General features: G+C 66.4%; 14 protein-coding genes. 4 read left to right on the top strand and 10 right to left on the bottom strand.

Going from position 1 to position 13158, the window contains the following annotated elements:
• Positions 1 to 261: 261 nt before the first annotated feature.
• Complete coding sequence (locus tag ACFXN1_RS03790) at positions 262 to 798, bottom strand: winged helix-turn-helix transcriptional regulator (protein WP_379445778.1); 537 nt, start codon at positions 796 to 798, stop codon at positions 262 to 264.
• Between the two features lie 58 nt (positions 799 to 856).
• Between ACFXN1_RS03790 and ACFXN1_RS03785 the strand changes: the two genes are divergently transcribed.
• The 3 genes from ACFXN1_RS03785 to ACFXN1_RS03775 all read left to right on the top strand — a co-directional run bounded on the left by ACFXN1_RS03785 (position 857) and on the right by ACFXN1_RS03775 (position 2485).
• Positions 857 to 1501, top strand: a complete 645-nt coding sequence (locus ACFXN1_RS03785) for a dihydrofolate reductase family protein (RefSeq protein ID WP_379445780.1) — start codon at positions 857 to 859, stop codon at positions 1499 to 1501.
• A gap of 77 nt (positions 1502 to 1578) precedes the next feature.
• Positions 1579 to 1959 carry a VOC family protein gene (locus ACFXN1_RS03780; protein WP_379445782.1) on the top strand — a complete coding sequence of 127 codons (381 nt, stop codon included), beginning with the start codon at positions 1579 to 1581 and terminating at the stop codon, positions 1957 to 1959.
• Between the two features lie 163 nt (positions 1960 to 2122).
• Positions 2123 to 2485, top strand: coding sequence for a hypothetical protein (locus ACFXN1_RS03775; protein ID WP_379395509.1), 363 nt, complete (start codon positions 2123 to 2125; stop codon positions 2483 to 2485).
• 15 nt (positions 2486 to 2500) lie between these two features.
• On the opposite strand, the gene ACFXN1_RS03770 is transcribed toward ACFXN1_RS03775, so the two are convergent.
• A complete protein-coding gene (locus ACFXN1_RS03770) occupies positions 2501 to 3115 on the bottom strand; it encodes a TetR/AcrR family transcriptional regulator (protein ID WP_379445783.1) in 615 nt (204 codons plus the stop codon).
• A gap of 52 nt (positions 3116 to 3167) precedes the next feature.
• Here ACFXN1_RS03770 and ACFXN1_RS03765 point away from each other — a divergent pair, with 52 nt between their 5' ends.
• Complete coding sequence (locus ACFXN1_RS03765; protein ID WP_379445784.1) at positions 3168 to 4076, top strand: alpha/beta hydrolase; 909 nt, start codon at positions 3168 to 3170, stop codon at positions 4074 to 4076.
• A 121-nt stretch (positions 4077 to 4197) separates the two neighbouring features.
• Here the strand turns inward: ACFXN1_RS03765 and ACFXN1_RS03760 are convergent, their stop codons facing one another.
• From ACFXN1_RS03760 to ACFXN1_RS03725, 8 genes are all read right to left on the bottom strand, one after another.
• Positions 4198 to 4923 carry an esterase/lipase family protein gene (locus ACFXN1_RS03760; protein WP_379463481.1) on the bottom strand — a complete coding sequence of 242 codons (726 nt, stop codon included), beginning with the start codon at positions 4921 to 4923 and terminating at the stop codon, positions 4198 to 4200.
• A gap of 126 nt (positions 4924 to 5049) precedes the next feature.
• A complete protein-coding gene (locus tag ACFXN1_RS03755; RefSeq protein WP_379463492.1) occupies positions 5050 to 5379 on the bottom strand; it encodes a hypothetical protein in 330 nt (109 codons plus the stop codon).
• Positions 5380 to 5400: 21 nt separating this feature from the next.
• A complete protein-coding gene (locus ACFXN1_RS03750) occupies positions 5401 to 5883 on the bottom strand; it encodes a DUF4126 family protein (RefSeq protein WP_379446186.1) in 483 nt (160 codons plus the stop codon).
• 168 nt (positions 5884 to 6051) lie between these two features.
• On the bottom strand, positions 6052 to 6564 hold the full coding sequence (locus ACFXN1_RS03745; protein WP_379446187.1) for a MaoC/PaaZ C-terminal domain-containing protein: 513 nt from the start codon (positions 6562 to 6564) through the stop codon (positions 6052 to 6054).
• Between the two features lie 137 nt (positions 6565 to 6701).
• A complete protein-coding gene (locus ACFXN1_RS03740) occupies positions 6702 to 7841 on the bottom strand; it encodes an acyl-CoA dehydrogenase family protein (RefSeq protein ID WP_379446189.1) in 1140 nt (379 codons plus the stop codon).
• A 32-nt stretch (positions 7842 to 7873) separates the two neighbouring features.
• The gene (locus ACFXN1_RS03735) at positions 7874 to 10024 is read right to left on the bottom strand and encodes a 3-hydroxyacyl-CoA dehydrogenase NAD-binding domain-containing protein (RefSeq protein ID WP_379446190.1); all 2151 of its coding nucleotides are present in this window, start codon (positions 10022 to 10024) and stop codon (positions 7874 to 7876) included.
• Between the two features lie 31 nt (positions 10025 to 10055).
• Positions 10056 to 11276 (bottom strand): acetyl-CoA C-acetyltransferase, encoded by a 1221-nt coding sequence (locus ACFXN1_RS03730; protein ID WP_379446191.1) that lies wholly within the window; start codon positions 11274 to 11276, stop codon positions 10056 to 10058.
• 73 nt (positions 11277 to 11349) lie between these two features.
• Positions 11350 to 13152 (bottom strand): AMP-dependent synthetase/ligase, encoded by a 1803-nt coding sequence (locus ACFXN1_RS03725; RefSeq protein WP_379446192.1) that lies wholly within the window; start codon positions 13150 to 13152, stop codon positions 11350 to 11352.
• Positions 13153 to 13158 lie beyond the last annotated feature (6 nt).

The raw sequence follows: 13158 nt of genomic DNA, 5'->3' as shown, positions 1-13158 counted from the left end.
CGGCAAACGCCCGGCAGCCATGGGTGAACAGTGGAAACAGATCACCCGGCGCCGCCCCGGTGTCTGAGCGGCAATCCCGACTTCCGGTGTATGTGGGCCGACGGCGGCGTGGTCGCAGTACCGCCGATTTGACGAATGCAGCTGCGAGACCTGGAAAACGGCAGAGAGCGAACGGTTCTCGTGCAAACCGGCATGGTGCGCACCGCGGCTGGCAGGTGACGCAGTTCCTGCCGCCGGTGCACCCCTGAAGCTCCGCGGCCGTTATCCCGCAGCTTCCTGCTCTCGGCGGACTGCGGCTTCGTAGGCGGCAGTCAGTTCCGACAGGACGCCGTCGGTCGGGGGCGGTGCGCCGTGTAGGTGGATGGCACGGAGTTCGGCCATGAATCGCTCCCACAGTGCGGGGCCGCCGGCGGCCAGGAGTTCGGCTCGCACGGTCAGCTCCGGGGTCGTATCGAGCCAGCGTGCGCCCCAAGCGCCGAGTTGAGCCATGACCGGCACGAGCTGGATCGCCGCTTCGGTGAGGTGGTATTCCACCTTCTGCCGGTGGCTCGGATCGTTGTCGCGGGTGAGCAGGCCCGCGTCGACGAGTTTCGACAGGCGAGCCGCGAGGATGTTCGAGGCGATGCCCTCGATGGATCCGGAGAGTAATTCGCGGAAGTGAGTGGCGCCGCTGAACATGATGTCGCGCAGGACGATCAGACTCCACCGGTCCCCGAGCAGCTCGACCGTCATATTGATCGGGCAGCCCGACTTGCCCGGGGGCGTCGTCAGCTTGTCATGAGCAACTGGTTGCACCATGAGATCAGTCTAGGTACAGTCCGAACTGATTGCAGATTGCAACCAGAAGGGATTGTCGATGGCGCAGATGGTTCGGGTTCACAATTTCAATCTCTCCAGCGATGGGTACGGCGCCGGTGAGGGGCAAAGCCTCGCGCACCCGTTCGGTGATGCCGACGCGACCGCGCTGTTCTCCTGGTCCGGCGCCACCGCTCACGCGCCCACCCGGACCGAGCCCGGCGGCAGCTACGGCCTCGACGACTACTGCACCCGGGAATGGCACCGCAACATCGGCGCAGAAATCATGGGCCGCAACAAATTCGGTCCCCAACGCGGCCCGTGGGAGAACTACGAGTGGGAAGGCTGGTGGGGAGAGGAACCGCCCTTCCGCACACCGGTATTCGTCCTCACCCACCATGTACGGCCGTCGATCACCCGGGGCGCCACCACATTCCACTTCCTGAACACATCGCCGAAGGATGCCCTGGAACAGGCGCTGGAGGCCGCCGCCGGCAAGGACGTTCGCATCGGCGGCGGCGTGGCCACCGTCCGCCAATTCCTCGACGCCGACCTCATCGACACCCTCCATTTCGCCGTCGCACCAGTCGAATTCGGGCACGGCGAAAGACTGTGGACGAGCCCCGACGAACTCACCGACCGCTTCCATCTGGAGCAGATCCCGAGCCCGAGTGGCGTGACGCACCACTTCTTCTGGCGCCGATAGGTCGGATCAGCCGATGGTGCCGCCCGGGCGCATAGGGCGGCACCGAGTCCGACCCGGTCCCGCCGACAGCGGCAGCGGTGACGTTGCAGGACACTGAAGTGATGGCTAATCGCTGGGTTGGGGTGACCATCGACTGCGTCGACGTCGAACGGGTGGCGGGCTTTTGGAGTGCGCTGCTGGATCGGCCGCGAGGGCCCTCCGAACCCGGCTGGGTCTATCTCGGAGATCCCGGAGATCAGCAGCCTCGCCTTGTTTTCCAGCCAGTGGCCGAGCCCAAGCATGGCAAGGTGCGCGTGCATCTTGATGTCGCAGTGGACGATATCGATCAGGGGATCGCCCAGGTTGTCGCGCTCGGTGGAAGATGGACGGGGGAGCGGCACGACTATGACGAGGGTGTAGTCGTCGTGATGGCTGATCCCGAGGAGCATGAATTCTGTCTGGTCCAGTACCACTCGTAGTTCGGGGCTGACCCGACTGATCGCGGTGGAACGGATCATCCCACCGATGACGGATTCGATGACCAATTCAATGCCCTACTGCGAGATGCCAAGTCCCTGTTAAAGTTCGCCGCCGTCTTTGTTTCGGGGGTGGCGGGGATTCGACAAGAGGAATGGGTTGGGGATGAAGCGTGTGTTCGGGGTGGGGTCGGCCGGCGCGGCGGCGTTCGCGATGGCAGTGGGTGTAGCAGGTGCCGCTCCCGGCGATGTGAGCAACGGCGACCCGAATGTGCTTGCACAGCAGCAGATCCGGCACGTGTCGGTAGGAGTGGACATCCCATCCGACATGTGGGTCTTCTCGCCCCCGGCCGCCGGACTCGCCTGCTACTGGGGTTACGTGCCATACCCCGGCTATGACGCCCAGGGCAAGCCGTATTCGCCGTGGACGGACACACTTCACGTGGTCGGCCCCGGCGGCTGGACCGAACACCTCGACCCCGGTTCGGTGATCGAAACCAACTGCTACATGCACCGATCCGGAGTGTAAACCGGCACCGGTGGATCAGGTGGCCTGTGCGGCGAGTGCTCGCGTCCAGAACTCGATCACGACCTCGACGGAGGATTCGATCGTGTGGCCGTCGAGTGGCTCGAGCACGACACCGTGGATCTGCGCCTCGACCGCTTGAATCAGTAGCAGCGCGGTCAATGCGGGATCGGCTCCGGCCACACCGAGACGGCTGAGGTGAAATGCGACCTCGCCGGCCAGCAGTTGCTCGAACTGTCGCAGCTTCGCCGTGCTGGCGGGAGTGCGAGGCGCCTGCTCGTAGAGCAGCCGATGCATGTGCGGCGCGGCAGTGTGCAAGCGGGCGACCGCAGTGATCAGCCGTCGTACGGTGTCGGCCAAAGGTGGCTGTTCGCTGCGTAATTGGGCTGCTTCGGCCAGCAGGTCCTGGGCGCCGTCGCGGAGATGGCGTTCGGCCAGGGCGTAGAGCAGCGCGTCTTTGTTGGGCACGTAGTGGTAGAGCGTCCCGATGGACACGCCGGCGAGCTCTGCCACCTTGTTGGTGGTGGTCGCGGCGTAGCCGTGCTGCTGGAAAAGTCGAGCAGCCGCATCGAGGATCGCGTCGAAGGTGAACTCCGATCGCTGTTGGCGCGGTGTTTTACGGGGTGTCGACATGGGCTCCCGAAACCGAGTTGTCAGAACCGAGGATTACTCGAATTATTGTGACATGCACGGCATCTACCTCGCCTTTCTTCCCGCTGACCTCCGGCACGGCCTGCAACTCCGACCCGAGTCGACATGGTGGCGATGGCGTGGCGCGCGCATCCACATCGAGCGCGTCCCCCGACCGCAGGCGCGCGTGCGGATGCTGCTGGTGCACGGTGGTGGCGGACATTCGGCGCTGATGTGGCCGTTCGCTGCCTTGGCCATCGCTCAGGGCTTCGAGGTATCGACGCTCGACCTGCCGGGGTATGGCCGCACCGAGGTGGGATCGCCTCGGGCAGTGCGTTATTCGGACTGGGTGGACTGCGTTGCCGACCTGGTCCGGGCTGAGAAGGCGGCCGATCCGCGCCCGTTGGTCGTGTTCGGGGCCAGCATGGGCGGGATGCTCGCCTACGAGGCGGCGGCCCGCACCGGGATGGTCGACGCGATCGCTGCCACCTGTCTCCTCGACCCTCGATCGCCGCGAGTCCGTAGCTCTATCGGGAGATACCGCTGGCTCGGCCGCTACGGCACACGGCTGCTCGTCCCCGCGATCGACCGTGTCCGGGTGCCGATGCGATGGGTCGCCAACATCACGGCAATGTCCAGCCTTCCCGACCTCACCGCCACCGTCATCGCGGATCCCCGGGGTGGGGGAGTCCGGATACCGCTGGGCTTCCTGCGCACCTACATGCGAACAGCCCCACTGGTCGAGCCGGAGAACTTCGCCGCCTGCCCGGTGTGGCTGCTGCACCCGGGCGCAGACCGCTGGACACCATTGGCGCTCAGCGAAACGTTCTTCGACCGACTCGCTGCCCCGAAACACCTTGTCGTCCTGGACGATGCAGGCCATTACCCAGTGGAAGACCCCGGAATCCGCCAGCTGACCACAGCATTGGCGGACATCCACCACCAGATTGCCGCCGCCACCTGACCGAGATGGCATCGGAACACCGGCCAGCTGACCGCCACCGAGGAGACAGACTCGATTCTGTGGCTCGCGACTCCCCGCCGACGGACCTACCGTGATCTTCCTCGACCGTTTACCTTGGCGTTCAGGGGCAGTTGGTGGCCAATGGCGCACCACGCAGCGCGGAATCGATCAACTGCTGCAATGCACCGTCGATCGGCTCTTGGCCGTGGGAGACCGTACGGCCGGGGCAGAAGGATTGGATACTGACATTGGTCGCACCCGGCAGCGGGCTCTTCTCCGCCCCAGCGTTGTCGGAGGAGAAGTGGTAGGCGATCAGGCCCGACGGCACTGCGGGATCCGCATTGAGCCGAGTCAGGAATACCGAACCCGGCACCAGATCTTGGCAACCCGGGGACACCCCGGAGCATAGGGTTCCGAGGTCGTCACCTTGTTCGGGTGTGCCGTAGTCGATGTAGGTTCCGACCGAATCGATTCCGCCGAGGAATTTCACATAGGCCCGCTGTGCGAGACCGCCCATGGAGTGACCGACCAGATCCCCCCGTCGCGCCCCGGTCTGTCGACGGATGTCGGCGACCTTGTCGGCGACGGCCTGTGCTGACTCCGAGATCGCTGCTGTCCCCGTGGGATTCCCGGCCAGCACCATCGAAAAGGTGGAATATCCGCGTGCATCGAGCCAACCCTGGAGGCTCTCCAACCGCGCCTGATCCGCATAGATGCCGCCGATCACCAGGACCGGGTCCCGGTCACCGCCTTCGGCTGCCGCGGTCCCGACGTGCCCCGTGACCAATCCTGTTGCCGCGCACAGCAGGACGATGCCTGTGCGTGCGATCTGCCTGAAGGAGTGCATCGGCCCGCTTTCGTTGAAGATCTGACTGCCGTTCTACCACCGCAGTTATCAGTGTGCCGGGTCGGTGCAGTCCATCCGAATTTCTCGAGTGCGTTGCAGTGGTTCGTGACGGCTTGGCTTCAGAGCCTAGGCATCGACCTGACGGCCCAACCGGTCGCCGAGATCCTGTGCAAACAGCAGAAAGGCCCGGCGGAAGCCGGGCCGGATCTGGTCGAACTCTGATACGCGATACTGGGATCGAACCAGTGACGCGCACGTCAGCTGCATACTCGATGTACAGCGAAAATAGCTTGCTGCCAGTGACTTTCGCGAAGATGCGGCGGTGCACTGGTCTGAATGGGTACCGCCAACCAGCTTCCAATCCACCACGGCGACGGTCTGCCCAGCATCGACGAGCCGGCCGGCCAGGGGCGGTTCTGCCTGCCCCGCTCCGACGATGATGGCGTCGAACGCCATTGCCTCAGTCGACATTCGGCCTTACAGGCTCATGGCCAGAGCGACGATGACGAAACCGCCGCCCACCGCGAGGACGTCTTCAGCCAACGCCACCGGAAGGTCGCGGCCGCCGGTCCGCTCGACCAGCAGTCGCCGCGCGTGGAACCCGCCCAGTGTCCCGATTACCGCGCCGACCACGCCGCATACCAGCCCGGTGAAGGTGTGGTGCCACCCGGCACCAACGACAGCACCAGCGAACGCGCCGGTGACGATCCGGGCCAGGAACTGCGACGGTACCGTCCGCGGCGGGGTCGAAGGCAGTTGATCGGTGATCAGCTCGACCACCAGCAGGATGGTCAGCACGGTCACGGCGACCGGGTGTGCGATCCAGCTGGCCCAGGTGTCCGCCACCGGCAACCAGCCGAGCGCGGCACCCCAGGCCACCACCGCGGGTGCAGTGAGCGCCCGCAGGCCCGCAACTACACCGATAAGCAGGGCTGACAGCAATACCAGCGCGTGTGTCATGTAGCCCTCTTCTCGTGCAAGTGGGTGAAGGAGTATCCGCCGTTGACCGGGATCGTCTGGCCGGTGACCCGGCTGGCCGCGTGCGAACGGGATGCGAGCGGGTCGGCTACCACGTGAGCAGCCCTGCTGATGACCACGAGCGACCGAGCGCGGTGTGTCATATGCCGCTCAGACCTGCGAATCTTCCACCTCCGACGTCGTCGGCGCCGCAGGTGCGGCGGCGGCGTTGCCTCGGCAGTGGACGTAGCCATCGAGTTCGATGATCATGACGCGCTCGTCGTGCTGGTTCGAGAGTTCCCCCTGGACGCGGACTTTCGCTCGCCCGCTCCGCCTCTGCGCGACCTCAGCGATCGTGACCCGGCCCGTAAGGGTGTCTCCGGGGTGGACCGGTTTCGGCAGCGTCATGCCCCTGATGTCGCGTCCGGCGACGACGGCCCATCGCGAGTAGACGCCGGCCACGGCGAGTCGTTGGAACACGCACAGAGTGTGTAGGCCGCTGGCGATCACACCGCCGAAGTGTTCGCCATCGCCGACATGGATCGCCAGCGGATCCCACTGCTGCGCGAACGCGCGGATGGCCTCCTCGGTCAGGCTGTATCGGCCGAGTTCCTGCGTGACACCGATTATCTCGGTGAGGTCCTCGGCGTAGAGGCGCTCGCCGGTGGACTGGTTTCCGTTCATGGGATATCTCCTTGGCGTGGCTCAGTGAGGAGACACGGTGGACGGCGGTGACGTCGACGGCGAGGATCACTTGGTTGGCGGACCACTGACCACAGCAACCAGATGATCCTCGCCGGCCTATCCGGCAGGCGCCGTCGTCACCGGGTGTACAGACCGCGGGCGATGATCATCTTCTGGATCTGCGGTGTGCCGTCACCGATCTGGTAGCCCGACACGTCGCGCAGCATGGCCTGCAACGGCATTTCCTCGGACCAGCCGATGTGGCCGTGCAGGACGACGCAGTCGTTGACGGCGGCCATCGCGACCTGCGGAGCCCACCACTTGAGCATCGCCGCCTGGGCGGTGTGCGGCTCGCCCGCCATGCGCAATCCGAGGGTCTGATAGGCCAGCGCCCGGACCGCGGTGATGTAGGTGCTGTGCTCGGCCAGCGGGAACTGCACACCCTGGTTCGCCGCCAACGGCTGCCCGAAGGTGGTGCGCTGCTTGGTGTATTCCACTGTCATGTCGACGGCGCGCTGCGCGGTGCCGATCACCATGAGCCCGATCAGAGTTCTGGTGAGGTCGAATTCGCGCATGATCCCGTGGAAGCCGGTGCCCGGTTCCATCATCACGGCGGAGTCGGGCACGAAGGTGCCGTCGAAGGTGAGCGCGCCGCGGCCGATGGGCTTGCAGCCCGGGTCGTGGAACCCCTGACGCGCGATGGTCGGATCGTCCAGCGGCACCACGAAGGCGCCGATTCCCTTGGCACGCTTGCCCGGATCGGTCTGCGCGATGACGGCGGCGACATCGGCATGCGGGGCCTGGGTGATGGAGGACTTCTCGCCGTACAGTTTCCAGCCGCCCTCGACCCGCTCGGTGCGGCAGGTCAACGCGGAGGCGTCGGAGCCGGTGCCGGGTTCGGTGAGTGCGGTGCAGCCGATGGCTTCGCCGGAGATCAGTTTGGGCAGCCACTCCTCGCGCACCGCCGCCGGGGCGTGTGCGGCGAAGAAGCTGGTCTGCACATTGACGAAGAAGTACGCCAGCGCCATGGTCGAGCAGGCGTAGCCGATTTCTTCGGCGCCGATCCCGAGGGCGAGCAGGTCCGCGCCCTGTCCGCCGTATTCCTCCGGCACGGCCAATGCGGTGAGACCCGCGGCGGCCAACTCCCGCAGCTCCGCGCGCGGGTATTGCGTGCTCGCGGCCCGTTGCAGCTGGCCGGGAGTGAACTTCTCGCGGGCGAACTTGCGGACGTTGTCGCGGAAGACGAGGTGATCCTCGTCGAGGATGAATGCGTTCATGATGGTCCGATCTGGTTGCAGGAGTAGGTGATTCAGCGGCCGACGAGGCTGCCGTTCTCGGCAGCGGCCACCACCGAGGCGGGCGGGGAGAATCGAGGGCCGTAGGCGGCGGCGAGTTCGCGGGCCCGGGCGACGAATCCGGCGGGGCCGCCTTGGTAGGTGTTGATGAACGACAGCGCACCGCCGGTTCCGGCCGGGAATCCGCCCATGACCGAACCGACATTGGCCGTGCCCGCGGATTCGACGATGCCCTCCTCGAGGCAGGCGACCACCTCCAACGCCACCCGGAACAGGTAGCGGTCGCGCAGATCCTGGAACGGGATGTCCCGGGCAGGTCCGAACGCCTCGCGCAAGCCCGGCCACAGCCCGAGGCGCTTGCCGTCCGCGTAGTCGTAGAAGCCCGCGCCGGCGGCACGGCCCAGGCGCCCGAATTCGTCGACCATGCGGACCACGACGCCCTCGCCCGCGGTGCGGTTGTCCGCGCTACCCGCCGCGGCTTCCCGGTCGGCGATGATCTGCCGGGACAGCGACAGGCTCACCTGGTCGAGCACCAGTAGCGGCTGGGTCAGCATGCCGTTCTGGAGCGCCGCCTGTTCGATGGAGGTGGCAGGCACGCCATCGGCCACCATCTCGCACGCCTCGAATGTGGCCGCCATGAACAGGCGCGTCAGGTAGAAGCCGCGACCGTCGTTGACCACGATCGGTGTCTTGTTGATCATGCGGACGGCGTCCACCGCGCGCGACACCGTTTCCCGGTCGGTCAGAGCACCCTTGACCACCTCGACCATCGGCATCCTGTCCACCGGCGAGGAGAAGTGCATGCCGATGAACGCCTCCGGCCGGGTGACTCCCTCGGCGAGTCCGGTGATCGGAATCTGCGAGGTGTTCGACGCCAGCAGCGCACCGCCGTCGAGGACCGGCTCGACCTGGCCGTAGGTCTTCTTCTTCAGTTCGGGGTCCTCGAACACGGCCTCGATCATCAGATCTGCACCGGCGAGGTCGGCGTCGTCGGCCGTCGGGGTGATGCGGGCGAGCAGATCGTCGGCGCGCTGCTGGGTCCAGCGGCCCTTGGCGACCGCGGCCTCGACCAGGGTGCGAGAATACGTCTTGCCGTGTTCGGCTGCCTCCAGCGAGATGTCCTTGAGGGCTACGGCCACACCGGCTTTGGCGTATTCGTAGGCGATACCGGCGCCCATCATGCCCGCGCCGATCACCGCCACCTTGGTCGGACGGAAAGGCGCCGTCCCGGCGGGGCGATCAGTGTTCCGGTTCACCTGCTGCAGGTCGAAGAATGCCTGAATCCCGTTGGCGGTCAGCGGATTCATCGCCAGGTTGACCAGGTACCGGGTCTCGATCGTGGACGCTGCGGTGAAGTCGACGAGGCTGCCCTCGACCGCGGCGGCGATCAGGTTGCGTGGGGCCGGCAGATCGGCGCCCTTGAGCTGCTTGCGCACGGTGGCCGCCAGCGCCAGCACCTGCTGCGACAGCTCGGCCTCGGTGGCGCGCCCGCCCGGGAGGGTGTAGCCCTTGCGGTCCCACGGCTGTACGGGAGCCGGGTTGGCTGCGATCCACGCCCGCGCGGCGGGCAGCAATTCGGCATCGGTGCCGACCACCTCGTCGACCAGCCCGGCCGCGAGCGCCTTGCGCGGGCTGAACTTGGTGCCCTTCAGCAGCACGTTCATCAACGCGCCCGCCAAGCCGAACATGCGCACGGTGCGCACCACGCCGCCCGCGCCGGGAATCACACCGAGGGTCACCTCGGGCAAGCCGATCTGAATTCCTGAACGGTCCACAGCAATTCGGTGGTGTGTGGCCAACGCGAGTTCGAGGCCACCGCCGAGCGCGGTGCCGTTGATTGCGGTCACGACCGGCTTACCCAGGCGCTCCAGGCGACGCAGCAGCGCCTTCGCCCCGTCGAAGAAGGCGGCGATCTGTACCGCGTCCGCGCTCTGGAACAGTGGCCCGACCTCCTTGAGATCCGCTCCGGCGCTGAAGATTTCCTTGCCGGAGGTGATCACGACACCCGCATAGGTCTCCCGTTCGGCCTCCAGGCGGTCCACGGTGACGGCCAGCGACTGCCGGAAGGCGGCATTCCAGGTGTTGGCGGTCTGGGAGGGATCGTCCACAGTCAGCACCACGATGCCGTCCGCACCGAGTTCCCAGCCGATGATGTTCTCGCTCATTGTCTTTCAAGTCCTCTCTGGTGCGGGCGGATCAGCTCAGGCGCTCGACGATGGTGGCGATGCCGATGCCGCCGACCGCGCAGAGCGTGACCATGCCGTAGCGTTTGCCGGTGCGCTCGAGTTCGTCGATGACGGTGCCGAGCAGCATGCCGCCGGTCGCGCCGAGCGGGTGCCCCATGGCGATGGCGCCGCCGTTGACGTTGATCTTGTCCACGTCGATGTCGAACTGCCGGGCGAAGGTCAGCACCACGGCGGCGAACGCCTCGTTGACCTCGATCAGGTCGATGTCGTCGATGCTCAGTCCGGCCTTGTCCAGCGCCTTGCGGCAGGCCGGGTAGGGACCGGTGAAGCCGATCGACGTATCGGATCCGTGGACCGCGGTGACCACGATCCGGGCGCGCGGGGTGAGCCCGAATTCCGCACCGACACGGGCGTTTCCGATGGCGAGCAGCGACGCGCCATCCACGATGCCCGAGGAATTGCCCGCGGTGTGCACGTGCTCGATGCGCTCGAGCTCGTGATAGCGCTGCAGCGCGACGGCGTCGAAGCCGCCGTGCTCACCGATGGCCGCGAACGCCGGCTTCAACGCGCCCAGCGACTCCACGGTGGCGTCCGGGCGAATCAGTTCGTCGTGGTCCAGCACGATGACACCGTTGAGGTCCGCGACGGGCACCACGGAATCCTTGAACCGGCCTTCGGCCCACGCTCGGGCGGCGTTCTGGTGCGAGCGCGCGGCGAAGGCGTCGAGATCGGTCCGGCTGAATTCGTATTTGGCCGCCAGCAGATCCGAGGCCGGTCCCTGCGGAATGATCGGAGTGCGCTGGTAGGCATTGGGATCCGAGGCGACGACCATGCCGCCGTCGGAGCCCATCGGAACCCGGGACATGGATTCGACGCCACCGGCGAAGATGAGGTCTTCCCAGCCCGAGGCGATCTTCTGGGCGGCGGTGTTCACCGCTTCGAGTCCCGAAGCGCAGTACCGGTTGAGCTGCACGCCCACCGCGGTCTCGCCCAATCCCGCACGCAGTACCGCCATTTCGGCGATGCCGAAACCCTGCTCACCGATCGCGCTGACACAGCCCAGGATCACGTCGTCGATCCGGTCCGCGTCGATGCCCTCATTGCGCCGCAGCAGTTCCCGGATCAGGCCGGTGGCGAGCTCAACCGGCGCGATCGTGTACAGCCCACCGGTCGGCTTGCCCAGACCTCGCGGGGTGCGAATCGCGTCGTACACGAATGCTTCTGTCGTCATTGCTCTCTTTCTTCCGTTCTGTCGCTTCGACGCGACGGTTCGTACGATTGGAAATGCCTGAGCGGCAGCATGTTCAGGTCCGGTCGCGCGTGTAGAGCCCATCGATCTCGCTCGCGTATTTCTCGGCGATGACGGCGCGGCGCAGCTTCATCGTGGGAGTGATCTCGTCGCTGCCGAGTGCCCAGAAGACCGGCAGCACGGTGTAGGCCTTCACCTGCTCGACCCGCGACAGTCGCGCGTTGGCGACCGCTACGGCCGCGTCGAGCCGGCGGCGAACGGCCGGATCGGCCGCCAGCACCTGCGGCGACCCCTCGACGCCGTGCTCGGCGGCGAATACAGCCGCCGCCTCGGGCTCGAGGGTGATCAGCGCGGTCACATATTTGCGCCGATCGCCGATGGCCACCACGGAACCGACCAGCGGGCTCGCCGCACGGATCGCGTTCTCGATATTGGTGGGCGACATGTTCTTGCCCGCGGAATTGATGATCAATTCCTTCTTGCGATCGACGATGCTGACATAACCGTCGGCATCGATGACTCCGATATCGCCGGTGTACACCCAGCCGTCGGCGTCGACGGCCTCGGCGGTGCGGACCGGGTCGTTGCGGTAACCCTTCATCGATCCGGGTGTGCGGACCACCAATTCACCGTCCTCGAGGCAGCGCACCTCGACCCGGTTCAGCACCGTGCCGACAGTGCCCACCCGCTGCGCACCCGGACGATTGGACGTCGCCAGACCGATCTCGGACATACCCCACGCCTCGGCCACCGGAATCCCCAGCGCCAGCAGGAATTCCAGGGTCTCCGGGGTGATCGGCGCGGCACCGGTATAGGCAATGCTCATCTGGTCCAGACCGATTCGTTCCCGCAGCCGCGCCAACACCAGACGCTCGGCCAGCAGATACCGCAGCCGCAGCGCCACGGAGATCGATCGGCCCGCGAGATCCGCGGCGACCTTGCGCCGGCCGACCTCGAGCGCCCACGCGGCCACCGCACCGCGGCGGCCGGTCTGTTCGGCGAGTGCGGCATGCACCGCCGCCTCGATCTTGTACCAGAGCATCGGCACGGTGATGAACACCGTCGGCCGCACCATCGGCAGAGCGGCCGCGAGGTTCTTGCTGTCGGCCACCGTGTACACCGCCGCACCGGTGACGGCGGGCATGTAGTGGGCTACCCACCGGTTGATGGCGTGCGCATCGGGAAGATAGGACACGACCCGCCCACCGCAACCCGCCGCGAACTCCGGGATCCCCAGCATCGCTTCGGTGCCGAAGACGGCGTTGCGATGCGACATCTCCACACCCTTCGGCGCCCCGGTGGTGCCGGATGTGTAGATGATGGTGATCGTGTCGTCCGCTCGAACCGCGCGCCACCGGGATTCGAAATCGAACTCGGGATCGCCCAGAGCTTCGAGCTCGGCCAGCGTCATCGTGCCTGCCAGGGCGTCATCGAGGCAGATCACGTGCTCGACCAGGCTGTCTGCCTTGGCCTCGAGCACACGCGCCAGGAACTGTTCTTCGCACACGACGACACGGTTCGCCGCATTTTCGAACAGGTAGGCGATCTGCGCCGGAGCGTTGGTGTTGTAGACCGAGAAGGGGATCGCGCCGAGGTGGTACGCGGCGGCGTCGATCAGGTGGAACTCGGGCCGGTTGGTGAGCATGATCGCGACCGTGTCACCGTGCTCGACACCCAGTGCCGCCAGCCCGGCCGCGAGCCGGCGCACGCGAGCACCGTATTCACCCCACGTCAACGCAGTCTTGCCGTCGAGTGTGCGCAGCGCGAGATCTCCGGCTCGAGTCGCGCAGGTGCGCTGGAACAGCTCGCACAGCGACTTTGCCTGCGACAGCCGTGAAGGGGTGTCCGTGGTGCTCATGACGGT

The organism is Nocardia sp. NPDC059154 (genome assembly GCF_042755705.1).
Classification (GTDB): Bacteria; Actinomycetota; Actinomycetes; order Mycobacteriales; family Mycobacteriaceae; genus Nocardia.
This window is presented reverse-complemented; position numbering and strand designations above follow the sequence as displayed.

Bases quoted from the DNA above. Each gene is read 5' to 3' on its own strand.
- ACFXN1_RS03740 (WP_379446189.1), bottom strand. From the start codon at position 7,841: ATGAACGCATTCATCCTCGACGAGGATCACCTCGTCTTCCGCGACAAC.
- ACFXN1_RS03765 (WP_379445784.1), top strand. From the start codon at position 3,168: ATGCACGGCATCTACCTCGCCTTTCTTCCCGCTGACCTCCGGCACGGC.
- ACFXN1_RS03760 (WP_379463481.1), bottom strand. From the start codon at position 4,923: ATGCACTCCTTCAGGCAGATCGCACGCACAGGCATCGTCCTGCTGTGC.
- ACFXN1_RS03775 (WP_379395509.1), top strand. From the start codon at position 2,123: ATGAAGCGTGTGTTCGGGGTGGGGTCGGCCGGCGCGGCGGCGTTCGCG.
- ACFXN1_RS03750 (WP_379446186.1), bottom strand. From the start codon at position 5,883: ATGACACACGCGCTGGTATTGCTGTCAGCCCTGCTTATCGGTGTAGTT.
- ACFXN1_RS03785 (WP_379445780.1), top strand. From the start codon at position 857: ATGGCGCAGATGGTTCGGGTTCACAATTTCAATCTCTCCAGCGATGGG.
- ACFXN1_RS03735 (WP_379446190.1), bottom strand. From the start codon at position 10,024: ATGAGCGAGAACATCATCGGCTGGGAACTCGGTGCGGACGGCATCGTG.
- ACFXN1_RS03790 (WP_379445778.1), bottom strand. From the start codon at position 798: ATGGTGCAACCAGTTGCTCATGACAAGCTGACGACGCCCCCGGGCAAG.
- ACFXN1_RS03770 (WP_379445783.1), bottom strand. From the start codon at position 3,115: ATGTCGACACCCCGTAAAACACCGCGCCAACAGCGATCGGAGTTCACC.
- ACFXN1_RS03730 (WP_379446191.1), bottom strand. From the start codon at position 11,276: ATGACGACAGAAGCATTCGTGTACGACGCGATTCGCACCCCGCGAGGT.
- ACFXN1_RS03745 (WP_379446187.1), bottom strand. From the start codon at position 6,564: ATGAACGGAAACCAGTCCACCGGCGAGCGCCTCTACGCCGAGGACCTC.
- ACFXN1_RS03755 (WP_379463492.1), bottom strand. From the start codon at position 5,379: ATGGCGTTCGACGCCATCATCGTCGGAGCGGGGCAGGCAGAACCGCCC.
- ACFXN1_RS03725 (WP_379446192.1), bottom strand. From the start codon at position 13,152: ATGAGCACCACGGACACCCCTTCACGGCTGTCGCAGGCAAAGTCGCTG.